Source organism: Parafrankia irregularis (genome assembly GCF_001536285.1).
Taxonomy (GTDB): domain Bacteria; phylum Actinomycetota; class Actinomycetes; order Frankiales; family Frankiaceae; genus Parafrankia; species Parafrankia irregularis.
Genome location: NZ_FAOZ01000004.1, coordinates 316,941 through 340,318, shown reverse-complemented (window position 1 = coordinate 340,318; position 23,378 = coordinate 316,941). Strand labels below are relative to the sequence as shown.

The 23,378-nt window shown below is 70.9% G+C and carries 21 protein-coding genes; 16 read left to right on the top strand and 5 right to left on the bottom strand.

Translation table 11 applies throughout. The annotated features are described in order from the left end of the window. Positions 1-12: 12 nt before the first annotated feature. Entirely contained in the window at positions 13-765 is a 753-nt protein-coding gene (locus AWX74_RS08505) for an SDR family NAD(P)-dependent oxidoreductase (RefSeq protein WP_054570853.1), read from the top strand. Between the two features lie 142 nt (positions 766-907). On the opposite strand, the gene AWX74_RS08500 is transcribed toward AWX74_RS08505, so the two are convergent. Both AWX74_RS08500 and AWX74_RS08495 read right to left on the bottom strand, forming a co-directional pair. Next, entirely contained in the window at positions 908-2,098 is a 1,191-nt protein-coding gene (locus AWX74_RS08500) for an amidohydrolase family protein (RefSeq protein ID WP_193209774.1), read from the bottom strand. 399 nt (positions 2,099-2,497) lie between these two features. Beyond that, positions 2,498-4,315 (bottom strand): protein kinase domain-containing protein, encoded by a 1,818-nt coding sequence (locus AWX74_RS08495; protein WP_091273411.1) that lies wholly within the window; start codon positions 4,313-4,315, stop codon positions 2,498-2,500. 394 nt (positions 4,316-4,709) lie between these two features. Between AWX74_RS08495 and AWX74_RS08490 the strand changes: the two genes are divergently transcribed. Next, positions 4,710-5,486, top strand: coding sequence for an enoyl-CoA hydratase/isomerase family protein (locus tag AWX74_RS08490; RefSeq protein WP_091273408.1), 777 nt, complete (start codon positions 4,710-4,712; stop codon positions 5,484-5,486). Between the two features lie 929 nt (positions 5,487-6,415). Here AWX74_RS08490 and AWX74_RS08485 read toward each other — a convergent pair. From AWX74_RS08485 to AWX74_RS08475, 3 genes are all read right to left on the bottom strand, one after another. After that, positions 6,416-7,201 (bottom strand): SDR family NAD(P)-dependent oxidoreductase, encoded by a 786-nt coding sequence (locus AWX74_RS08485; protein WP_091273405.1) that lies wholly within the window; start codon positions 7,199-7,201, stop codon positions 6,416-6,418. A gap of 129 nt (positions 7,202-7,330) precedes the next feature. Then, complete coding sequence (nhaA, locus tag AWX74_RS08480) at positions 7,331-8,689, bottom strand: Na+/H+ antiporter NhaA (RefSeq protein ID WP_091273759.1); 1,359 nt, start codon at positions 8,687-8,689, stop codon at positions 7,331-7,333. A 187-nt stretch (positions 8,690-8,876) separates the two neighbouring features. Beyond that, positions 8,877-9,626 (bottom strand): response regulator transcription factor, encoded by a 750-nt coding sequence (locus tag AWX74_RS08475; RefSeq protein ID WP_091273403.1) that lies wholly within the window; start codon positions 9,624-9,626, stop codon positions 8,877-8,879. 262 nt (positions 9,627-9,888) lie between these two features. On the opposite strand from AWX74_RS08475, the gene mpaB reads away from it, so the two are divergent. The 14 genes from mpaB (at position 9,889) to mpaP (ending at position 23,365) form a co-directional block, all read left to right on the top strand. Continuing rightward, the gene (gene mpaB / locus AWX74_RS39885; RefSeq protein WP_193209775.1) at positions 9,889-12,165 is read left to right on the top strand and encodes a daptide biosynthesis RiPP recognition protein; all 2,277 of its coding nucleotides are present in this window, start codon (positions 9,889-9,891) and stop codon (positions 12,163-12,165) included. Next, on the top strand, positions 12,162-13,112 hold the full coding sequence (gene mpaM / locus AWX74_RS08470; RefSeq protein ID WP_165615526.1) for a daptide-type RiPP biosynthesis methyltransferase: 951 nt from the start codon (positions 12,162-12,164) through the stop codon (positions 13,110-13,112). Before mpaB ends, mpaM begins: the two co-directional genes overlap by 4 nt. After that, positions 13,109-14,476, top strand: coding sequence for a daptide-type RiPP biosynthesis aminotransferase (gene mpaD / locus AWX74_RS08465; protein ID WP_091273398.1), 1,368 nt, complete (start codon positions 13,109-13,111; stop codon positions 14,474-14,476). Before mpaM ends, mpaD begins: the two co-directional genes overlap by 4 nt. Then, positions 14,473-15,843, top strand: a complete 1,371-nt coding sequence (locus AWX74_RS08460; RefSeq protein ID WP_091273396.1) for an iron-containing alcohol dehydrogenase — start codon at positions 14,473-14,475, stop codon at positions 15,841-15,843. The genes mpaD and AWX74_RS08460 overlap by 4 nt, the downstream gene beginning before the upstream one ends. Beyond that, positions 15,840-17,225 carry a YcaO-like family protein gene (locus AWX74_RS08455; protein ID WP_091273394.1) on the top strand — a complete coding sequence of 462 codons (1,386 nt, stop codon included), beginning with the start codon at positions 15,840-15,842 and terminating at the stop codon, positions 17,223-17,225. Before AWX74_RS08460 ends, AWX74_RS08455 begins: the two co-directional genes overlap by 4 nt. An 85-nt stretch (positions 17,226-17,310) precedes the next feature. Further along, a complete protein-coding gene (locus AWX74_RS08450) occupies positions 17,311-18,534 on the top strand; it encodes an IS701 family transposase (RefSeq protein WP_091273393.1) in 1,224 nt (407 codons plus the stop codon). Positions 18,535-18,711: 177 nt separating this feature from the next. Then, positions 18,712-18,867, top strand: coding sequence for a daptide-type RiPP (locus tag AWX74_RS39880; RefSeq protein ID WP_165615525.1), 156 nt, complete (start codon positions 18,712-18,714; stop codon positions 18,865-18,867). 53 nt (positions 18,868-18,920) lie between these two features. After that, positions 18,921-19,100 (top strand): daptide-type RiPP, encoded by a 180-nt coding sequence (locus AWX74_RS08445; RefSeq protein ID WP_054570841.1) that lies wholly within the window; start codon positions 18,921-18,923, stop codon positions 19,098-19,100. A gap of 46 nt (positions 19,101-19,146) precedes the next feature. Then, positions 19,147-19,329 carry a hypothetical protein gene (locus AWX74_RS08440; protein ID WP_054570840.1) on the top strand — a complete coding sequence of 61 codons (183 nt, stop codon included), beginning with the start codon at positions 19,147-19,149 and terminating at the stop codon, positions 19,327-19,329. Between the two features lie 124 nt (positions 19,330-19,453). Further along, the gene (locus tag AWX74_RS39875; protein WP_165615524.1) at positions 19,454-19,609 is read left to right on the top strand and encodes a daptide-type RiPP; all 156 of its coding nucleotides are present in this window, start codon (positions 19,454-19,456) and stop codon (positions 19,607-19,609) included. A 135-nt stretch (positions 19,610-19,744) separates the two neighbouring features. Next, positions 19,745-19,975, top strand: a complete 231-nt coding sequence (locus tag AWX74_RS08435; RefSeq protein WP_091273391.1) for a hypothetical protein — start codon at positions 19,745-19,747, stop codon at positions 19,973-19,975. Next, complete coding sequence (locus AWX74_RS08430) at positions 19,972-20,733, top strand: ABC transporter ATP-binding protein (protein ID WP_091273389.1); 762 nt, start codon at positions 19,972-19,974, stop codon at positions 20,731-20,733. The genes AWX74_RS08435 and AWX74_RS08430 overlap by 4 nt, the downstream gene beginning before the upstream one ends. Then, the gene (locus tag AWX74_RS08425; protein ID WP_091273387.1) at positions 20,711-21,454 is read left to right on the top strand and encodes an ABC transporter permease; all 744 of its coding nucleotides are present in this window, start codon (positions 20,711-20,713) and stop codon (positions 21,452-21,454) included. Before AWX74_RS08430 ends, AWX74_RS08425 begins: the two co-directional genes overlap by 23 nt. Positions 21,455-21,580: 126 nt before the next feature. After that, positions 21,581-23,365 (top strand): daptide biosynthesis intramembrane metalloprotease, encoded by a 1,785-nt coding sequence (mpaP, locus tag AWX74_RS08420; protein ID WP_131799431.1) that lies wholly within the window; start codon positions 21,581-21,583, stop codon positions 23,363-23,365. The last annotated feature ends 13 nt before the right edge of the window (positions 23,366-23,378 follow it).

Sequence of the window (23,378 nt, the reverse complement as noted above, 5' to 3'; positions counted from 1 at the left end):
AGGTTCGGCACAGTGACCGAACGACGCACGGCAGTCGTCACCGGGGGTGGCTCGGGCATCGGGCGCGCCATCAGCCTCCGGCTGGCCGAGGACGGCTTCGCGACCGCCGTACTCGACCTCAACGAGGAGGCCGCCCAGGTCGTGGCCGAGGAGGCCCGCCAGAAGGGCGGCGAAGCCACCGCGTTCGCTGTCGACGTCTCCGACCGCGCGAAGGTCGACGCCGCGCTCGAAAAGGTGCGGAACACCTACGGCCCCATCCTGGTCCTCGTCAACAACGCCGGGATCACCGGTTTCAAGGAGTTCCTGAAGATCACCGACCCGGTCTGGGACCGGATCATCGCGGTGAACCTCAGCGGGCCGCTCTACTGCACCCAGAACGCCGTGCCGGACATGATCGAGGCGGGTTGGGGGCGGATCGTCAACATCTCGTCGTCCAGCGCCCAGTCCGGGCAGCAGTACATGGTGCACTACGTGTCGACCAAGGCCGGCCTGATCGGTATGACCAAGTCGCTCGCCCTCGAGCTCGGGCCGAAGGGGATCACCGTCAACACGATCCCGCCGGGCTTCGTCGACACCCCGATGCTGCGGGCGTCCGAGGAGCGCGGCCTGCTCGGCGGAAGCGTCGACAAGCACGCCGACCTCACCCCCGTCCGGCGCCCCGGCAAGCCCGAGGACATCGCCGCGGCCGCGTCCTTCCTCATCTCCGAGGAGGCCGGCTACATCACCGGGCAGGTCATCGGCGTCAACGGCGGCCGCAACACCTGAGCGAACCGCCGTCAGCACCAGAGCCGGCACCGCGGTCAGGCACCGCGGCCCGGCACCGCGGTCAGGCACCGCCGCGGTCGGCACCGCGGTCAGCACCGCGGCCCGGCGCCGCACTCATCGATGCGGCGCCGGGCCGAGCTCGTCAGGCCGGCACGCCGACGCCCATGAGCTGGGCGAGGTTGCCACCCATGATCTTGCGGACGAGCTCCTCGGGCAGGTGGGACAGCTCGTCGATGTAGCTCACCGGGTTGGCGAGGCCCTCCGGGTGCGGATAGTCCGAGCCGAACAGGACGTTGTCCTCGCCCAGCAGCTGCGCGAGCTCGCCGAGGTCATCCTCCCAGAACGGGCTCACGTAGATGTTCCGCTTCACGACCTCGACCGGATTCTCCAGGAAGTCCTGCGGCATCTTCTTGTAGAGCGCCTTCATCGCGGTGAGCAGTGGGGCGACCCAGCTCATGCCGTTCTCGATGACCGCGACCTTGAGGCCCGGGAAGCGGGAGAGCGCACCATGGCAGACCAGCGCCGAGACCGCGTCCTCGATCGGCCGCCAGGACTGCAGCATGCGGAACGTGTTCGGCTGGAAGGGCAGCATCTCGGTGCTCGAGCCCATCCACTCGCTCTGGTACCGCGAGTAGCCGCTGTCGGACGAGTGCATCGCGACGAGGATGCCCGACTCCTGAACCCGCTCCCAGAACGGGTCGAACTCCGGCAGGCCGAACGAGCGCGGGCCGCGCAGGCCGGGGACCGGCGCAGGCCGGATGAGAACGGCGCGCGCACCGCGCTCCAGCACCCACTCCAGCTCCTCGATCGCCCTGTCCACGATCGGCAGGGTGATCACCGGAGTGGTGAAGATGCGGTCCAGGCCCTCGTAGTTGAACTGCCAGGTCTCGTACAGCCACTCGTTCAGGGAGTGGATGACGGCGTGCACCAGATCCGGGTCGTCGCGCATGCGCTCCTCGATGAGGCTCGCCAGCGTCGGGAACATCAGGGTGCGCTCGATCCCCTGCTCGTCGAGCAGCTGGAGCCGAGAGGCCGGCTCTCGCCAGGCGTCGATGCACTTCACCGGCTTGCCGAAGATCTCCCGCCGGGACAGCCCGCCGGGGTTTCCCTTCCGGTAGTAGTCCTCCTGCGCACCGGGCCGGGCCACGACGTCGAAGGTCGGGTTCGGGATGTACTCACTGACCTGACCACGAACCATGATCTTCGTGCGGCCACGGACCTCGACATAGTCGACCGCACCCTTGTACCGGTCGGGCAGGAATTTCGTCAACGCCTCACGCGTCTCGTACAGGTGATTATCGGCGTCGAACACCGGAATGTCTGAGCGGGGCACGCGGCACCCTCCCATGGGTAGTCGGTCCGTAGGCGTGGGTAGTCGGTCGCAGAAGTCGGCCGGGGCAGGCCAAAGGCGGTCGGCGCAGGCCGACCGTTCGCGATAAACACCCATATCCTGACTACACGGCGAGGCCGCCACGCGCCACCGGTCGGCCCCGCGCCGCATTGCTGCGGCACCGGCGCCGCAGCACGGGCACGGCGATGTCAGGCCCGATGCCCGCCGGACTGCCCGTCCTCTCGCCTCCGCCGACCGATGTGGAGGCACACCGCTGTCCGAAGGCTCGGTCCCGCGCGTGCCAAGCCCCTCGCCGAGCCCCTCGCCCGCGGCCAACAGCCCATGGCTCCTGGCTCCTGGCTCCTGGCTCCGATGGCCTGAAGGTTCAGGTGACGTGACGGTTCAGCTGGGAACCTCGTCCGCGGAGCCGATCACCTTCGCCTCCCCGAAAACCACCCGCGAGTCATACCTGGAGTATCCCTCACCGGTGTCTCCGTCCGTATGAGTGATCTCGAGACGGAGTCGCAGGATTCCCCTTACATCGATGTCGATCGGGACGGATTCACCGAGCCGAATCGTATGATCGGCCAGCCGTTGGTTGTCTCCATAGATACTGACCTGGTACACCGCAGTACTACGAGCGTCATCCGCAAGCCCGACCACCGCCTGAAACTTCTGGAAATGACGCCCGAGATCGTAGTCGACCTTCCCGACGCGGTAGTTTGCGGCATACTTGTCACCCACGGCCCGGATGAGAATGCTACGCGTCTGCTGCTGGCCGTTCACCGCCACGGCTCCGGTCTCCACCGCTCCGGCGCTCTCCAGCGCAGTGAACTCGGAAAGGTAACGATCGACGCCCTGGGAAGCGGGACCTGCACTCGTGTCCGGCGACGGGCCGCTGCCACGGGTCGCCGTGGAGCCGCTGGAGCTCGTGGGCTCGCTGGAAAACGTGGGCTCGCCGGAGAAGGTGGGCTCGCCGGCACTGACAGTCCGGGGCGTCAGGCCGTCACCGGTGGCCCCCTTGTCTGACGAGTCGTTGTTCAGCGCCGTGAACACGATTGCCAGAAGGAGCGCTGCCGCGCCCAGACCACCGACCGCCCAGGCCAGCTGTTTCCCGCGCGGAGACCCAGCAGATGAAGGTGCAGCAACTGGGGGCACCGGCGGCGGGCCCCACTGCGACGAACCCGGCGGAACGGGGCTGGTCGGAGCATGGCCGATGGGGCCGCCCGGTGGCACCGGCGGTGGCGGCGGCGGGGTGAGGCTGTACTGGGTGAGATCCGCGACCACGGTGGCCGGTAGCCAGCCCTCGCCGATACGCAGCCGCTCGTCGGTGGATGCCTCCCGGCACAGGTCGATCAGCGCCGCCGGGGAGGGCCGGCGCGCCGGATCCTTGTCCACACAGACTTCCAGGAGCCCGCGGATCTGGTCCGGGCAACGATCCCAGGCCGGTGGCTTGTTCTCGATGCGGTAGAAGACCGAGGCGTCCGCCCCGAACGGAAGCTCTCCGGTCACGGCGTAGTAGGCAGTGGCACCCAGGGCGAAAATGTCCACGGTCGGGCCGAGGAGTGCCCCCTGGACCTGTTCGGGAGACATGAAGGCCGGGGTACCGACCCGTACCCCGGTCTGGGTGATGGCCCCCGAGGAGGCCTCGACGGCCCGGGATATTCCGAAATCGATGACCCGGGGGCCGTCAGCAGCCAGTATGACATTTCCCGGCTTGAGGTCGCGGTGAATGATTTCGGCCGCGTGAATCGATTGCAATGCCTCGGCCACACCAGCAATCAGGACCAGGACGGTCTCCACCGGCAACGCACCCTGGCGGCCGACCGTCACAGCCAACGAAGGTGCCGCGACGTACGCCGTGGCCAGCCATGGCTGCGGGGCGTCGGGATCCGCGTCGATGACGGGGGCGGTGTAGAGGCCCTGCACCCGCTGCGCGATAGCGACTTCTGTCCTGAATCGGCGCCGGAACTCCGGATCGGCCGCGAACTCCGGCCGGGCCACCTTGAGCGCCACCGGCCGCCCGCCAGGTGTGTAGGAAAGGAATACCGCCCCCATGCCACCTTCGCCGATCCGGGCCCGGATCAGGTATCCGCCGACTACCCGGGGATCCTGTGGGACCAGCGGAGAGAAAACGGCGCCCGGCACGGACTCCGGCCTGCCTGGCTCACCCATGGGCGCGCCCGATGGCATATTGATCATCGTCTCCCCGTAGTACATGCATCCGTTACCGAGGAAAAATACAATAAGCAGATCGAACGGGATCTTAACAGTCACCCAGGACACAGGAGCCGATGACTGGACAACACAGTCGAGGCTATCCGGGCCACCTGGCCAGAAATTTGTGTCCGCCCAGGTCAGCCGACATTCGACCGCCGCAACGGGACACCCCGACCCCGGCCGGGCAACGCCGAGGGTCGCCAACATCATTCTCGGAGAACAGAAGTTGATTCGCCATCAGCGAGAATGTAGTTTGCAAGCGTTGGGGACGAGAAGATGCGGTTCCGGATCGTCGCGGTGACCACGCGGCGTCCGGTGGGCATCGTCGAGGGCCACGCACCGGGGCCGGCCACCGACACCATCGCTACCCGGACCAGCGGATTGGACGTATGACGTGTACGACATGCCGGAGGAGATCGAAGTCCGCGCCGACGGGTCGCTGCGGATCATCACTCTGAACCGACCCGACGAGCTCAACGCCGTCAACGACGCCCTGCACACCGGGCTCGCGAAGCTCTGGCCACAGCTGAACGAGGACCGCGAGGTCCGGGCCGCCGTACTCACCGGCAGCGGCCGGGCCTTCTCCGCGGGCGGCGACTTCACCTACCTGAACGAGCTGTTCCAGGACCGGGAGCTGCGCGCCAAGTCGATCGCACACGGCCGCGACATCGTCCTCAACATGGTGCGGTGCCGGGTCCCGGTCGTCGCCGCGGTGAACGGCCCCGCGGTCGGCCTCGGATGCAGCCTGGTCGCCCTCAGCGACATCGTCTACATCGGCGAGAAGGCCTTCCTCGCCGACCCGCACATCCAGGTCGGGCTGGTGGCCGCCGACGGCGGCCCGCTCACCTGGCCGCTGAACACCAGCCTGCACCTGGCCAAGGAGTACGCCTTCACCGGCGCACGCATCTCGGCCGAGCGCGCCATCCAGATGGGGCTGGCCAACCACATCGCCGCCGACCCGCTGGCCGAGGCCCTGGCCTGCGCGAAGCGCATCGCCGAGTTGCCCCGGCAGGCCGTCGAGGCCACCAAGCGGCTGCTCAACATCCACCAGGAACGCGCCGTGCTCGCCAGCCTCGACTACGCGAACACCGCCGAGGAGCAGTCCTTCCAGACCGACGACTTCGCCGCCATCGTCGCGAGGCTGTCCGCCAAGAACGCCGCCAAGAGCTGATGAGGGCGCTGGCGGCCCCGGCCAGGTCGGCACCGGGGCCGCCAGCGAGCCGGCAGCCGCAGCGCGTCCACACCCGCGCCCGCACCCGCGCCGCGTCCACACCCACACCCACACCCGCACCCGCGCCGCGTCCCGGGATAACCACCGCCACAGCTGGCGCGGCCGGGACGAGATCTGAGAATCCTCGTCGCTGGAAGCTGGAAGAGCCTGTCGCAAAATCGCGCTTGCCCGGAAGCCGCAGCGGCAGCTGCGGGTTGCTGGCTGCGGGCTCTTCGCCTGGTCGATCTTCGGGTTTCTGACAGCACTGGTCAACTATCGACGTGGGCGCCGATGTTCCATTCATGAGACTAAAGGGCTCCGCGTTTCTCTTCCTCCAGATCTCTTGACATCCACGACTTTGCCAGTTTTGCAAGCCTTCGAGGGGCGGTCATCAAAAGAGCGACGAAGAGCCCTTTAGTTGTCGTTCCCGTGAACCTCACCGAGCCCCTACGGGGGTGGGATTTCGTCCACCCAGCGAGCCGAGAGGGCCAACGGCGGGCCCTTGAGCTGCTGGCCACGGGGGTCATTGAGGCCTAGCCGGTCACCCTGAAACCGTCTCGGGCTGATGTTGGCGGAGGCACGAGCCGCCCGCGGCGACCATCAAGCCCGCGGCGACCGGTCGCGACCCGACCGTCATTCATTCAACAGATGGGAACGATTCGACTTTCGGACGCCTCTGTCACTTTTCCGGGCGCGGGCTGGGAGGAGATCCGCGCCCGCCAGGATCGGTAGCCCGGCGAACGCCGCCGCTTCCGGGTAAGAGTGAAGGATTATGGTCGCCAGAACGACCAAAATCCTTCACTCTTCGCGCCACCGCCACCGCCACCGCTGTCGCCGTCACCACCGCCGAGGGGCGAGCCGCTCCGCGGCCTCCACGTTCCGCCGGCTGGTCAGAGTGTTCGGAACAGGCCGCCGTCGACGAGGATCTGGGCGCCGTTGACGTAGCCGGCGGCGTCGCTCGCGAGGAAGAGGCAGACGCCGACCATGTCGCCGGGCACGCCGATCCGCTTCATCGGATTCATCTCGGCGGCGAGGCGCTTGGCATCCGGGCCCCAGGCGTTGGTGATGTCGGTGTCGAACGCCCCGGGCAGGACCAGATTCGCCCGCACCTTGGGCGCCCAGGCCCCGGCCAGGCCGAGGGTCAGCGCATTGAGGGCTGCCTTCGCCATCGCGTAGGGCAGGTCGCTCGGGTTCGGCCGCAGCGAGCCGGCCGTCGTCACGTTGATGATCGAGCCGCCGTCGCCGGCCGCCATGCGGGTGCCGATCAGGGCGCTCAGCCGGAACGGCCCACCTGCGTTGACGGCGTGCACCTTGTCGTACAGCGCCTGGCTGACCGAGGGCAGGTCGTCGTACACGGGCGACATTCCGGCGTTGTTGACGAGCACGTCGCAGCGACCGAACTCCGCGTAGACCGTGTCGACGAGGCTGTCACAGTCTTCCCACCGGCCGACGTGGCAGGCGACGGGGAGGGCACGTCGCCCGGTTGCCGCCTCGATCTCGGCCGCCGCGGCCTTGCAGGCGTCGAGCTTTCGGCTCGCGACGACGACGTCCGCGCCGGCCGCGGCGAAGCCCTCGGCGACCGCCCGGCCGATTCCCCTGCTGCCACCGGTGACGACAGCCACCCGACCGGAAAGATCTAACATCTGACTAGGTGCACTCTTGTTTTCGGTCACCATGCGAGTCTCGCCTACCTCGCCCCTGGCAGGCACCTGTCTTAGCGACAAACATCGGAGCAGGTGCCCGGGCAGGCGGCGGCGCGAAACAGGCGACGGCCCACGGACAGGCGACGGCCACGGACAGGCCGGTCACCGGCCCCGCTGGTCGGCCTCGGAGGCCTGGTAGATGTCGGGGATGCCGTCGGCGTCGAGGTCGACCGTCTCCTCGGCGGCCAGCCGGCGGTAGACCCGGTTGCGTGCGCGCAGCACGATCGTGGCGAACATCGCCGCGGCCACCGAGCCGGCGAAGATCGCAATCTTGACGTGATTCGCCTGCCCCGCGTCGTCGTCGAACGCGAGCTCACCGAGCAGCAGGCAGACGGTGAAGCCGACTCCGGCGAGCAGCGCGACGCCGAAGACGTCCCACCAGGAAAGCTCCGAATCCAGCTCGGCCCGGGTGAACCGGGCCAGCAGCCAGGTCGACCCCAGCACCCCGGTCGGCTTGCCCAGCAGCAGGCCCAGCGCCACCCCGATGGCGATCGGATCGGTGAACGCCCCGCCGATGCCACCTTCGAGCAGGGAGACACCGGCAGCCATCAGCGCGAAGAGCGGCACGGCCACGCCCGCCGAGACGGGGCGCCAGAAGTGTTCGAAGCGCTCCGACATCCCCGCCTGCTCCCCGGGGCCGGGGCGAGCCGGGACAGTGAAGCCCAGGAGCACCCCGGCGATGGTCGCGTGGATCCCCGAGGCGTGCATGAAGGCCCACGCGGCGACCGCGAGCGGCACCAGCAGCCACCACCGCGGGACCGAACGGTTCACCAGCAGCCCGAACACGACGATGAGAGCCAGTGAGGCCAGCGCCGGGCCGGGGCTCAGATGATCGGTGAAGAACAGCGCGATGATCGCGATCGCCAGCAGGTCGTCGACCACCGCCAGCGTGAGCAGGAAGGACCGCAGCGCCGCCGGCAGGTGCGTGCCGATGATCGCCAGCACGGCCACGGCGAACGCGATGTCCGTCGCGGTGGGCACCGCCCAGCCGGTGGATGATCCGTCCGCGCTCACCGTGTTGACCAGCAGGTAGATCAGGACGGGGGTCACCATCCCGCCGACGGCGGCGACGACGGGCAGCACCGCCCGGCTCACCGACCTCAGGTCCCCCAGCAGGAACTCCCGCTTGAGCTCCAGCCCCACCACGAAGAAGAAGATCGCCAGCAGACCGTCCGCCGCCCACTGCTCCAGGCTCAGATGCAGGTGCAGCGAACCGGGCCCGAAGCTGGTCTCGACCAGCGAGTGGTACGACTCCCGCCAGGGCGAGTTCGCCCAGATCAGCGCGATCAGGGCACCGGCCAGCAGCAGGATGCCGCCGACCGTCTCGTCGCGCAGGATGCCCGCGACGTGCTGAGCCTGCGGCCAGCTCGGCAGGCCCAGCAACCGTGACCGGCGCGGCTGAGGGGCGGACGGGTGGGGTCCGGTACTTCCACGCGACTCACGGCGGGACGGATCGGGCATCGGCAGCTCTTCTCGGTCGGTTCGGAGCGCACTCATGCCCGGGCCGCAAAGAATGATCAGATAATTCCGATCACCGGCGGCCCTTCGTGTCCACGGAGACGAACCCCCGAGCCTCACGATTTCGGGCACAACGCACTGAACTGCCGACCAGGCTTCCCGGCGCACCTGCAACAACCCTACATGGGCCCTACCAGGCGGCACCAGACCATGATCTCGCCAGTTCGGTGGTCTCCGGCCTGGCCAGCGGACTGACCGCGACCGGGCCCTGCATCGCCACCGGGCTCAGCTGCCGCTCCAGGGCGACCCGGACCAGTTCCGCCTTGTTCCCCAGCGCCAGTTTGGCCCGGGTACGCCGCACATAGGTGTTGACCGTGGTGACCGCAACGCCCAGCCTCGTAGCGATCTGGCCATGCGTCAGCCCTTCCGCAATCAATCCAAGCACCTGCTCCTCCCGCTCGGACAGCCGTGGACGGACAGTGTCCGCAGCCGGCGCATCGAGCGCCCGATCCACGAAAAACGCCTCCGCGAGCGGGGACGGCAGATAGAATCCATCCATCGCGACCGCCCGCACCGCGACCGCAAAGGTCGAACAGGGCGCACTGCTCGATATATAGCCGCAGGCACCGGCTTTCAGCAGAGAAAACGCCTTTTCGCCGTCCAGCGACTCCGAAACGGCGAGTACACGGCCGATTGACCTGACACCGCGAACCGCCTCGACCGGTGAGGCCGCACCGGCACCGAAGTCGAGGATAACGATGTCGAGGTCGACGGCGCCCGCAGCTCGTAGCATTTTTTGTAGATCATCGCCACTTCTGGCAAGAAGAGCTTCTGTCATGTCCGGCTCACGAATCAGAAGTTGCTGGACCGCCCAGCCGAAGAGCGGGCGGTCACCAACGACTCCGATCCTCAGGGATGACGGGCAGACATGATCTACCACGATATCTCCTTTTCGGTAGGCCGGCTGCCGAGAGTAACGAGACGATATTTACTCACGAGCTACAGACCGTAAACGGACGATGAACATGCAGCCCGCTCCGTGTCGCCTTTTTTGGGGACACCGGGGAGGACAGACATCGACGGTAATAGGTGGCCATAGTTACGCTCGCGTGCGTTCCCTGCCGCGACGACAGCCACACACCGGAGGTGTTCAGTTGCGCCGCTTCACCCTCCTCGACTTGCGGAAACACAGCAGTGGCCAGGTGACCGAGATCCTCGGAACCCGGCCCAGCTGGCCGCTTCGTCTCACGCACGCCGCTCTGGCGAGCCGTGGCTATGTGGTCGACACAGCTGAGTCGGCCTGTTCACTGCCTCACCTGCGTGCGTTGGTCGCGCAGGACTCCGACGGCCTGCACAACCCGCCGTCGGTCGGCACGGAAATACCGACGGAATCCACGGTTCCGGCCCGACCGACAAAAGGCGAGGTCATCTGGATCGACCGTTGCGGATGCGACGACGCCTACTGCGGCCGAAAGTGGCGAGCCACGGTGGCGACGGCCGCTGACGGGGTGGCGGCGGGCGTCGCCGACGGCGGCCGACCAGCGGATGAGCCGGACGAGGCGGACGAGGCGGACGAGGCGGACGAGGCGGACGAGGCTGGTCCGGGGGCGCTGGCCGGCCTGCTGGCGCAGCTCTCGGTGCCGTGGCAGGCCGATGACCTCGACCGCAGTCCGTACCTCGACGGCGTCTCACCGGCGCACGAGGTCACCCAGGTCGGCATCTCGCTGGTGGCCGAGAACGCGGACGGCACGTTCGCGGACCGACCGGCCACTCTGCTGGCGGCCGAGCTGTCATGGCTTCGGTCGCAGGAGGAGATGCCGTCCTCGCCGGTTCCCCTGCACGGCCTGTCCGGATCGGTCGAGGACGTCCGGCGCCGGCTGGTCTCCTTCGCCTCGCTGGCCGGCCTCACCGCCATCGCCGACGGAACGGCGACACCCTGCTGGTCGGCGACGCTGGCGGCCACACTGATCGACGAGGCCGGCGTCCGCACCGTCGCCGAGCTCGCCGAGGCCGCCGGCATCGTCCAGATCCGGGTCACCGGAATCAGCGGGGCGGCTCAGGCGATCGGGCTGCTGGCCCTCGGCCGCCACATCGCTCTGGAGCTGGACCTGCGTGCGCTCGGCCCGGGAGACGTCCAGCGCGTCGCCTCGAAGGCGGGCGGCCAGCGGGTCACGCTGCGCGCGGGGACGACCGAGGACGGCCTGATGTCAGGCGAGCTCCTGACCCTGGCACCAGGCCTGCTGCTGGACGAGCCCGGCAGCGCCGAGCACATCCAGGCGATCAGCGGGCGGCTCGGGCGGTGGGCCACCGGCGGCCGGGCACCGATCGACGGGGACGAGCGTCCCGCCCCGGCTGCCGCCCCTACCGCCGACCCGGCGGCCGTGGCGGGCACCGGGCCGGGCAGCGGGCCGGAGGAGATCGTGCTCGCCTCAGCCGAGCATCTCGCCGCCGTCACCGATCCCGACACCGGTCTGGCCGACTTCCAGACCCTGGTGTTCACCCCGGCCGATCCGGGCACGCCGGTACCGGCCGCGGTCGTGGGCTCGCTCGTCCGCTACGCCGGCTCCGCCACCGAACCCGGTGACGACCTCCTCATCGGCGACGACTTCTTCCTGCAGACCTTCGACTACGCGTCCGGCGCCTACCTGTCGCTCGTCGGCCCCACCCTGCTGCGCATCACCTCCGAGATCGACTACTCGGTGTTCCTCGAGGACGCGGACGCGGCCCGCAGCCGCGGCGACTTCCCGGAACACCTGCTGCACCCGCTGGTCCAGCTCGCGGACAGTTGCGCGCTCGGAACACTGCACCCGTGCGCGGGCCGGCTGGGCCGCCGTCTGTTCGTCGCCGCCGACGGGACGGTTCGCCCAGCTCCCGGCGGCGCGATCTTCGGTCACCTCACCGCCGCCGGCTTCCAGCCGCTGGAGCAGGCGTTCGCGGGACGCACCGAGATCCTCGACGGGGTCCAAGCGGACGATCCCTGTCTGGCCGAGGTCGTCCCGGCCGAGGTGTCGAGGCAGGCCCGCCAGGTTCGGCCGTGGCTGTCACGGTTCCTGTGGAGCATCGACGCACTGCGGCGGGCCCAGCGCGAAGGGATCAGGAGGCCGACCGTCTCCGGTTTCGGCGGCCGGCTGGTCGAGGCGCTCGCCGGCGAACTGGCGGACGTCGACGCGCCGAACGCGCCGCTGATCGTGGGCGACCGCTCCGCGGCGCTGCTCGTGACGGCGGGCGACCTGCGGGTCTTCCGGATCAGCCCGGCCGCGGCCGCGATGGTCGAGATCCTGCTGGTCGTCGGCTCCGGCGAGCGTGCGGTCGAGCTGGCATGCGGCCACACCAGGGCATCCGCCGACACGGTACGCAGTGGTTTCGCCACTCTCATCGCCACGTTCGCGCGCTCGGGCGTCGACCTCGCCGGCATCGTCGCGCGGTCCGCCGCCCGGGAAGCCGTCGCCGTCGCCGCCGCTCCTGGCGCATCCCGGTGAGCGCCGAAGCCGCCGTCGAGGCAACCGCGGTGACGGCCACCGAACTCGCCACCCAGGCCACCGGACCGGGGCCCGACCGACCGGGATCCGACCGGCCCGGTACGGCCGGCGCCCTCATCCGGATGTTCGGCGACGCGCTCGCGGTCGAGGACATCTACTCGGAGCGGGGTTCGGTCCTCTACGACCTGCTCGGGGGCGAGGACCAGCATGAGATCAGCGAACTGCTGTCGGCGCTGGGCGGCACCCGGCGCTCGGTGCTCGAGCTGGCTGCCGGCTCCGGCCGGCTGACCCTGCCGATGCTGCGCCACGGCCACGACGTGGTCGCTCTGGAGAAGTCACCGATGATGTTGCGCCTGCTCGGCGCGAAGGCCGCGGCGGCGGGGCACGGTGACGGTCCGCTCACCCTGGTCGAGGGCGACATGAGCCGGTTCGACCTGGGACGCCGCTTCGACGCCGTCGTGCTCGGCGCCACCTCGGTGTCGCTGCTGGACGCGGCCGGGCGGGCCGCCATGTTCGGCGCGGTCAGGCGGCACCTCGCACCGACCGGCATGTTCCTGTTCAGCACCCTCCAGATGCGCCGCGGTCCGATGCTGGCCCAGCCGGTCCGCGAGAACACCCATGTGCTGACCGTGCCCGCGGCCGGCGGGCCCGGCGGGCCCGGCGGGTCGATGGTGGTCCTCGTCGAGTGGATCGACGGCCCGGGGCAACAGCGCCTGATCAGCGCGTTCCGTTCCGAGGTCGATCCGGCCGGCACCGTCGATCATCGCCTGTTCACCAGCGAGGTACGCCTCCTGGACGTCGCCGATCTCGAACGCGAGCTCGCCGCCGCCGGCCTGACCGTCGTCGGCCGTGAGCAGATCGCCGGCGGCCGCGAGCCCGACCGCTCGACCCTTCTGCTGCGGTGCGTCCCCTCCCCAGACCCGGACCCGGACGGAGCAAGGTCATGACCTCGGGAACACTCGACCTCGGCCCAGCCGTCGACCCGGCCGTCGACGGCGACGTCGAGCCGCTGTGGCAGCTGCTGTCCCCACCCAGCCGTTTCGATTCGTCCAATGCCCGGGTGCTGGGCGCCAGCGGGGTGCGGCTGCGCTTCGCGGACGGGGTGGACGCCCTGTGCGCCAGCAGCGGGCTGTGGAACGTCAACATCGGCTACGGGAACCAGGCCGTGGCGGACGCCGTGCACCGCGCGATGCTCGACGCGTCCTACCTGACGCTGTTCCGCCGCAGCCACCCGTGGGCGCTGGAGGCGGCGCGGACGCTGGTGGAGCTCTGCGGGGCGGACACCTTCGGCCGGGTGCTGTTCTCGACGTCCGGCAGCGCTGCCAACGACGCGATGATGAAGATCGTCCGGCATTACTGGGCGCTGCGCGGCCAGCCGGGCCGCCGCCTGGTCGTCGGGCTGCGTGACAGCTACCACGGGCTGACCTACGGAAGCTCCGCACTGACCGGCGAGGATCTCGCCCAGGATCTCTACCTGGTCGACCGCAGGTTCGTCCGGCATGTCGGGCATACCGACCCCGCCGCGCTGCGCCGGCTGGTGACCGGCGCGGGCGCGCAGATCGGCGCGGTCGTCGTCGAGCCGGTGCTGGGCACCGGCGCCCACGAGATCCCGGACGACTTCCTCGCCGAGCTGATCGCGCTGCGGGAACAGTACGGTTTCCTGCTGGTCGCGGACGAGGTGGCGACCGGGTTCGGCCGCACCGGCACGTGGTTCGCCTCGCAGGCCTGGCCGGCGACCCCCGATGTGATGGTCCTGTCCAAGGGACTGACCAACGGGACCTGCGCGGGCTCGGCGGTCGTGGTGTCGCACGAGATCCGGGCGGCCTTCGACGAGGCGGACGCGGTGCTGGCGCACGGCGAGACGAACGCCGGTACCCCGCCGACCTGCGCGGCGATCACCGCGACCGTCGCTCAGATGCGCCAGCACGACGTGGTCGCCCGCGGCGCGGCCCTCGGCGAGCGGCTCGGTGCCGGGCTGGCCGAGCTGGTGGACCGGCACCCGGCCGCCGTCGCGCACCGCGGCCGGGGCTGTTTCCGTCATCTCAGCCTGGTCCGCCCGGACGGCGAGCCCTACACGCCGGACGACGTCGTCGCCGCGCTGGAGGCGATCCGGCTGGCGGGGGCGGCCGTCCACCCGGGGCCGGCCGGTATCCAGCTCGTGCCGCCGCTGATCTACACGGACGACGATCTCGCCGAGCTCCTGGACTGCGTGGAGCGGGGACTGACCGCCGTCTGGACCGGCCGCGTCGACCAGCTCCGCGCGGCCCGTCACTCCGGGCACGCCACACCGGGCGTCATGGTGGCGAGATGATCACTTCGGCACCGGGCGACGCCGCACCGGCCGCCCCGGGGTGGCAGTGGAGCTGCCCGACCCGGGTGGTGGCCGGGCCGGGCGCGCTGATGCGGGTCGTCGACGAGCAGTGCCAGGCGGGACGGGCCGTCGGGCTCGTGGTGGACGTCGGTGTCGCCGCGTGCCCGGCCGTGACCGGGCTGCTCCGGGAGCATCCCGGCATCAGCATGATCGCGGTCGAGCCACGCCGCTCCGGCCTGGCCGAGGTGGCGGCCATGGCCGCCTGGCTGCGCGACGAGGCCGCGGCCGGACGGCTCGACACGGTCGCGGCCGTCGGTGGCGGCAGCCTGCTCGACCTGGTCAAGCTCGGCTGGCTCGCGCTGGCCGACGGTACCGCCCTCACCCGGCTGCGCACCGGCCGCGCCGGCGTCGTCGCACTCCCGTTCCCGCCCGGATCTCCGTCGTCGCTTTCGTCCCTGCCTGCGCTTTCGTCCCTGCCTGCGGCTTCATCCCTGCCTGCGCTTTCGTCCCTGCCTGCGGCCCCGCTCCCGCTGCGGGTCCTGGTGCCGACCACGGTCGGCACCGGCTCCGAGATCAGTGCGGTGGCCTGCGTGGACGTCCAGGACCGGCACCGGCTGGCGATCTGTGCGGGCATGCGGGCCGAGATCGCCGTCCTCGATCCCGAGGCGACCAGCGGCCTGCCCCGTCCGATGCTCGTCGAAGGGGTACTGGAGGCGCTGATGCGCCTGATGGGCCCGCTGGTGGGAAGCCAGCTGCCGCGTTCGGTCGGCGACGCCGCCGGGCTGGCCCTCGTCACCGAACTGGTCCGTCTCGGCGATCAGCTCGCCGCGGCCGCCGAGCCCACCGCGGCGCAGCGGCTGGCGGCCGCCGAGCTCTCCGCGTACACCCACGCCAGCTGGGCGCTGTGCGGACGCGATCCGTTCGGCGGGCGCGCCTGGTACCTCGCCAACGAGGTCTCGAGTGTGCTCGGTGTCAGCAAGATGGTCGCGACGGTGCCGACCGCCGCCGGGGTGTGGGCGCGCGTCGCGAGCGGCGACCGCCGGTTCGGCCACCCCGAGCGCCTGGCCGTGGTGTGGGACGCCGTGCGCGCCGCGAGCTCGGCCGCTCTCGGCGACGACGCCGGGGACGGCCTGCGGCGGCTTGCTGCCGGCTGGGGCGTGTCACCGTGCCCGACCCCCAGCGCACCGGTCCTGGATGTGATCGCCCGCCAGGTGACGAACGCCTTCGGTGGCGGGCTTCCGCCGCTCGCCGGTATCAGCGGCGCCGAGATCCGTGAGCTTCTGCGGCAGTCGCTGCGGCACCAGCCCGACCTGAGCCAGCCGGACCGGAGCCAGCCGGACCGGAGCCAGCAAGGAGCGATGGTGTGATCGACGCACGGGCGACCCTCGAACGCGCGGCGGGCATCGCCCGCGGCACCACGATGATTCCCCCGGCGGCGGACCAGCCGTTGTGGACCGTGGCCGTCGACATCGGCGGTCTGGACGCTACCGGGCACCGTGGCCTCGAATCCGACGACTACCCGCTGCACCTGGTCGGCGCGGCCGGGCTGCGTCCCGGAGACGCGCTGCTGCGCGGCGCCGGCGAGGCCGTGGAACGGTTCGCGCTGCGCCCCCCGGCGGGTCCAGGCCAGACCTTCGAGGCAGGCCAGACCGTCGAGGCAGGCCAGGCCGAGGGACGGCCGCTGCCGTTCGCCGACCCGCGGGTCGCCCTCGGCTCGCCGGCCGCGGACCCCACCGCCCTGCGCTGGATGACCGGCCGGGACCTGGTCAGCGGCGAGCCGGTGGCCGTCCCGACGGCTCTGGTGGACTACCCGGCCGCCGACACGGCCTCGCTGCGCTGGTTCGACCCCACCCCGTCGGGCACCGCGGCCGGCGCGGGCGCCGAGATGGCCCTGCGCAACGCTCTGCACGAGATCGTCGAGCGGGACGCCGTCATGGTCGCCTGGGCGGCCCAGCTACGGCTGGAGCGGGTCGAGCTGGCCGGCCTGGTGAACGCGACGACGACCAGGCCGGCGGCGGTCCGGGAGCTCGGCCGGCTCGCGCGTGTCGCCGACGAGCTGGGTCTGTCGGTGTCCTTCGGCGCCATCCCGACCGCGCTGCGAGGTGTCGAGTGCGTCGTCGCGGTGCTCGTCGACCGCGGCTCCCGGCGTCCGCTGGCAGCCGTTGGCTCCCGTGCCTCGACCTGCCGCGCCGACGCGGCGCTCGGCGCGTTCCGGGAGACCTTCCAGGTCCGCGAGGTGCTGCGCGGCGTCTGCGGCTGGTACCCCGACGAACGCGAGAACCCCGAGAACCCCGAGCACCGCGGGGGCCGCGGCCCTGGCGACGACCTGACCGCGTCACTCCCGCCGGTCTCCTGCGATCTCGACCGAGCCCGTCTGTGGACGACCCCCGAGGCGGTCGACGCGGTGGAGCGGTGGACCGAGAGCTTCCTCGAAGGCCAGCGCGGCCGGGTGCCTCGGGAATCGTCGGACGCCACGGCGGCCTCCGTCGCCGAGCTGGTGGAGGATCTCGCCCAGGACGGGGGACGGCCGACGGTCGTCGACCTGACCGATCGGCTGCCGGCGCCGATCCGTGCGATGGGCTGGCACGCGGTCAAGGTCATACCGGTGGGCCTGCACGCCCTGCGCATGGATGAGCGGCACGAGTTCACCTGGCTGCGCGGCCGGATCGACGACGCGCCGGACCGCCTGGCCGTCCCGGGTGGTGTTCCCGACCGCACCATCCACCCGTTTCCGCATCCCCTGATCTGACATCCCCTCGAAGCCGGGCGGACTGGCCGCGGCTCGCCGCCCGGCCGGCCACCGCCATGGCCTGAGCCTGCTGGAGGTGTGCTGGATGACCACGGAAGCCATCCTTGATCCCTGGTCGAGCGTCGAGGACCTGGCGCAGCCACAGGAGACAGCGGACGAGCTGGATCTTCTGCATGCCCGGGTCGCGCATCGGTTCGGCCGGCCGGAGCCACGCCGGCGAGCCCTCGCCTACCTGCGCGGGCTGGTCTCGGTCGACGGCGCGCGACACGGCCAGGCCCTCGCCGCCGCGGCCGGTGAGAGCAGCCCCGACGGTATGCAGCGCCTGCTGACGGCCGCCGGCTGGGACGCCGACCTCGTTCGCGACGACCTGCTCGGCTACGTGCGCCAGCGGCACGTCCACGCCGCGGCCGCGCTGGTCGTCGACGAGGTGGTGCTGCCCGGCCGGGGACCGCGCTTCGCCGGCGCGGCCCCCCGCTACCTCGCCGAGTCCGGACGGGTCGAGAGCTGCCAGGTCGCGGTGTTCGCCGCGTACGCCACCGGCGAGCGCTCGATCCTGGTGGACCGGGAGCTGTGCCTGCCAAGCCCCTGGGACACCGACCGCAGGCTGCGCCGCTCCGCCGGAGTCCCGGACGACCACGAGCAGGGCGGCTCGCGGGAGCTGGCGGCGGAGCTGGTGGCGCGGGCCACGCGACGGCTGCCGGTGCGCTGGATCCTGCTGGGGCCCGCGCTCGGCGGAGACGACCGGCTGCGGGCCTGGCTCGCCCGCAACGACGTGGCGTTCGTGGCCCGGATCGGCCCTGGCACGACCATCGGGACGACCATCGGCCGGCGCGTCACCGCTGCGGCGCTCGCCGCCGCCGCCGACCGTCGGCAAGGTGGCGAGGCCTGGGCACAGATACGGGTCCGCCCGTCCCGCGGCGGCCGCTGGGATCACCGTCTGTTGCTGCGGCGCAGGCCACAGTCGGAGCCACTCTTCTACGCCTGCCACGTGCCGCGGGGCACGTCCCTCAACGAGCTGGTCGACGCCGCGCGCCGCACCGGCGCGGTGCGCGACGGCGTCCGGCGGGCCAGGGCGACGGTCGGGCTGGACAGCTACCGGGTCCGAAGCTGGACCGGGTGGTACCGGCACATGACCCTCGCCATGCTGGCCGCCGCGGCGACCGGCGCGTCCGCCGCCGCCCCGTCCGCCGCCATCCCGTCCGGCGCCATGCCATCCGGCGCCATGCCATCCTCCGCCGCCTCGTCCGTCGCGGCCGGTTCCGGCTGGGGCGAAGTGCGGTTTCCCACGGAAAGCGCGGCCAGGCGATAACCCGCAGATAACGGCGGCACCGGAACGCGCGAGTTCACCATCGGTTCACTGACAGAGAAAAGCAGACCTCCTACTATTGGAGACACAGGGAAACAGAAGCGCACAGCGCGACTGAAAACCTCTCTGTAAAAACAGTGAGCCTGACGATGAGGCTCAATCTACGCGGAGGTGAAATTCATGGAGTTCGTTCCTTCTCTCGACCTGGCCGTCGAGGAGCTGGAGAACCTCGAGGCCCCGGCCTGGTGGCACTACGTGGTCGGCTTCGGTGCCGGCGCGGTTGTCGGCGGCGCCGCCCTCTACGGCGGCATCGCCATCGGCGTCGCCATCACCTGATCCGCGTTCGGCACCAGGCCGTTCGCTCCCAACACCGGAAAGGAGGTGCAAACATGTCTGTTCTCACCGCTGAGCGCCCGTTCGACACGAAGCTGCTCTCGCTGGACATCGAGGAGCTCGAGTCGCTCGAGGCCCCGTTCAACTGGGACGCCTTCTGGTCGGGCTTCCGCGCCGGTGTCGCCGTCGTCGGCGTCGGTGCGGCCGGTGTCGGCATCGGCATCGCCATCACCTGATGTCGGCCTCCCTCATACGACCGGTGAACAGCAAAGGAGGTGAGAGATGCTCGCGTCCGTTCTGACCGGGCCCGGGACCGACACCCCGTCGCTGTCGCTGGACGTCGAGGAGCTGGAGTCCCTTGAGGCCCTCTTCGACTGGGGTGCCTTCTGGCAGGGATTCCGGGTCGGTGTCGCGGTGGCCGGCGCTGCCGGCGCCGGTATCGGCATCGGCATCGCGATCACCTGATCGACCGGGGCCCTCGGCTCCACCTGAAAAGGAGGACGGAAGCGGGCGGATGGTAGCCGCCCGCTTCCGTACCCCTTTGGTACCGCCGTAATCGAGACCTGTCCATTCCGTCTGGAGGTGAAACATGAACACTCTCGACAGTGACCTGCTGGAGCTGGGTGTCGACGAGCTCGAGGCTCTGGACGCCCCCTTCGACTGGCGCGCGTTCTGGATCGGCGCCGAGGCCGGCGCCATCACGGTGGGCGTCGTGGGCGGCGCGATCGCGCTCGCGCTCACCTGATCCACCTGACCAACCTGATCTGACCGACCCGGCCTGGTCTGGTCCGGCACGATCCGACCCGATCAGGCCGGGGCCTGTCGCTGCCCGTGCACCCGTGCGGCTTCGCACCTTTGCACCCGGGTGAGGAGAACACTGATGAGTCGGATATTCGCTCTCTCCGCGGCCACCCGGCCGCAGGTCCTGGCCGCGCTGGTGAGCGGGATGGGCCTCCTCATCGCCGTCATCGCCATGTTCACCCCTCGTGGCTCGCACGCCGCCACATCCGCGCTGGGAATCGTCGGCATCGTGGCGATGCTCGCCCTGGTCACCGGCATGGGGGTACTCATCGGCCAGGCGGTGAGCCACCGAAGCGGTGGTGGGTCGTGACACCCGTCGTGCGTTTCGACGCCTTCACCAAGGCCTTCGGTGAGACGGTGGCCGTCAAGGACCTCAGCTTCGAGGTGGCAGCCGGCCGCGTCGTGGGCCTCGTCGGGCCGAACGGTGCGGGCAAGAGCACGTCGCTGCGCGGCCTGCTCGGCCTGGTACGCCCCACCTCGGGAAGCGCCACCGTCTTCGGCGGCCCCTACTCCGCCCTCACCGACCCGGCTCGCCGCGTCGGTGTGAGCATGGACGGCGTCGGCATCAACCCGGCGCATTCCGGGCGCCGGCACCTGACGGTCTACGCCCGGGCGATCGGGCTGCCCGACAGCCGGGTCGACGAGGTCCTGGAGCTGACGGGGGTGGCGGACGCCGCGAACCGCCGGCTGCGCGGCTGGTCCACCGGCATGCGCCAGCGCCTCGGCCTGGCCACGGCCCTGCTCGGTGACCCGGACCTGCTCGTCCTGGACGAGCCGACCAACGGGCTCGACCCCGAGGGCGTCCGCTGGCTGCGCACCTTCCTGCGTGACCAGGCTGCCGCCGGGCGCACCGTCCTGCTCTCCAGCCACATGCTCGCCGAGCTGGAGAACACCGTCGACGACATTGCGATCATCAATCGCGGCGTCCTCTTCGTCGGTGAGCTCAGCAGCCTGGTCAGCGACGGAGCCCGGCTGGAGGAGCGCTTCTTCGACCTGCTCACGAAACCCGCGTTGGCCGGAGTCGGCGCGTCCGGGGAGGGAAGCAATGCGCAGACAGATCCGCAGTGAGCTGCTGAAGGCACGCAGCGGCTGGCTGCTGCCCGCGCTCCTGCTCACCGCGATCATGCTCGATGCCCTGTCCATGCTCGGCACCTCCAGCGTCGTCCACGACGACATCGCGGCCGGCCGGACGACCCTCGCCGCCGGCTCGCACGACGTCGTCCGGCTCGGCTTCGCGAACCTGCTGTTCGCCGCCCTGTTCGGCGTGCTCATGGTCACCGGGGAGTATCGGACGGGAACCATCAGCAGGTCGCTGCTGCTCACCCGCTCGCGCCGGGACGTCCTCGCCGCCAAGGCGACCGTGAGCCTGCTCGGCGGTCTCGTCTTCGGCCTCGCCGGCGCGGCGACCGGCCTGCTCACCGGGTGGATCGCGATGGGCGCGCGCGGGGACGACCTCGTGCTCGACCGCGAGACCTGGCTCATCTGCCTCGGCCTGGTGCTCGTCTCGACCCTGTCCGCCCCCTGGGGGACGTTCCTGGGCTGGGTCATCCGCCAGCAGGTCCCCGCGGTGATCATCACGCTGATCTGGACGCTGGTCGTGGAGAGCGCGCTGAACGCCTGGGTGCCGGACTTCGCCCGCTTCCTGCCAGGTGGCGCCCAGGCCTCCATCTACCGGGACACCGCGACCGACGTGCTCGCGATGCCGTGGGGTGTCGCCCTGTTCTGCGGCTGGCTCGCGGTGGCCGGTGTCGCCGCCGAGCGACTGCTGCATCGACGCGACGTCACCTGACCGCACGACCTCCTGGCTCTCCCCGCAAGACCGACAAGGGGACGAACGACCATGTCCGTTACGACCACCACGTCCGTTACGACCACCAGGCCTCCCACTCCCCCCACCAACGACCAGGAACCCGCGGTGCCAGTGCCAGCGCCGGCACCGGCACCGGCACCGAAGAGCACGCAGGTCGCCGTGGCCGACCCGGTGCCGCGGCTCCCGGTGCTGGCCGCCGAGGCGTGCCTGCATCCGCCGGTGGACGTCACGGACGTCTGGGTGGCGCAGATCGGGCCGCACCGCTACATCCGGGTCGGCGCCGACGCGGCGGCCCTGCTCTCCGCCCTGGACGGCGAGCGGGATGTCGACGGTCTCGTCGTGGTGCTCGGAGCGCCGTGGACCGCCGCGCTGGTGGAACGGACCCTGCGGGCGTTCGTTCGGACCGGCCTGGTCGTGGACGCGGCCGACCTGGCAGCGGCCGAGGCGGCGGCCGCCGGTGCGGACGGCGCGGACGGCGCCGGGCGTGAGCGACGCCGGCGTCGATGGCTGCCCCGACGGCCCCGGCTGCCGCGGCGGGTGAGCTACCAGCCGCCGTTGTCGATCCAGCTCACCCTCGTCGACCCGAGCCGGGTGCTGGGGCGGTTCCGCCCGGCGCTGCGCAGGCTGATGTCACCCGTCGCCCGGGGGATCTACCTCGCGATCACGGTCGCCGGGCTGGGAGCGCTGGCCTGGCAGGGCGGGTCGCTGATGCGGGTGGTCAGCCACCCGCTCGGGCTGGGCGAGTACGGCATCGTGCTCGGTGGCCTGCTGGTCGTCACGGGCATCCACGAGCTGGGGCACGCCGCCGTCCTGACGGCGCTCGGCGGACGGCCGCGCCGGCTCGGGGTGATGTTGTTCTATCTGACGCCCGCGTTCTTCTGCGACATCTCCGACGGCTGGCGGCTGCGCCACAACCGCTACCGGGTCGCCACCGCGCTGGCCGGTGTCGCCGTGCAGTGGGTCTGCGCCGGCGTGGCCGCGCTCGTCAGCCTGGGGCTGCCCGCGGGCGACGTCCACGACGCGGTCGTGGCGCTGGCCCTGGCCTGCTACATCTACGGCGTCTTCAACCTCACCCCGTTCGTCAAGTTCGACGGATACATCGCGCTGATGTCGCATCTCGACATCCCGCACCTGCGGAAGAAGTCGATGGCCGACGCCCGGCGGGCCGCCGCGCGGTTCCTGTTCGGCGGGCGGTACCGCCGGGAGCTGCCCCGGCTGTGGTGGAGCTCGCTGTTCGGCCTCTGCTGCATCCTCTTCCCCGTCTACCTGGTCGGGCTGGCGGCCCAGTCGTGGCTGGGCGCGCTGGTGACGCTGGGCCCCGTCGGCGCGGCCGGCGGCCTCGCCCTGATCGCAGCCGTGATCGTCCTGGGTCTTCGGGCCGGGTGGAAGCTGCTCGTCGAGGCCAGGGAGAACGGAGCCGGGATCGTGCGGATCTCGGTGGTGTCGGTCCTGATCGTCGCGCTCTGCGCGGCCGCCGCGCTGCTCGTCGAGGTGCCCCGCACCGTGCGCGCCGGCTACCTCGCCGCCGACGGCCGGGTGCTGCTGGTGCTGCCGGACGGAACCGACCCCGCCGCCACCGACGCCGGCCACCGGGTCGACCTGTTGCGGACGGGCCTGCTGGCCGGCAGTGTCATCGCGGGCGCCACCACCAGCGGCGTGGCGGTGGACACCGGCTCCCGGTTCGCCCCCATGGGCACCGCGATCCCGGTTCGCGGCGGACCCGAGACCATCAGCGCGACCTTCCAGCGGCTGGACGGTGTGCGCCTCGAGCAGGGCACCGACCGGCTCCAGGACTCCGGTCTGGCCGACATCCATCTGGACCGGGTGAGCGTCGGTGGCTGGCTGATCGACACCTACGTCGCGCCCGCCGTTCGATCGATCATCGGCTGACCCGGGATCTGAC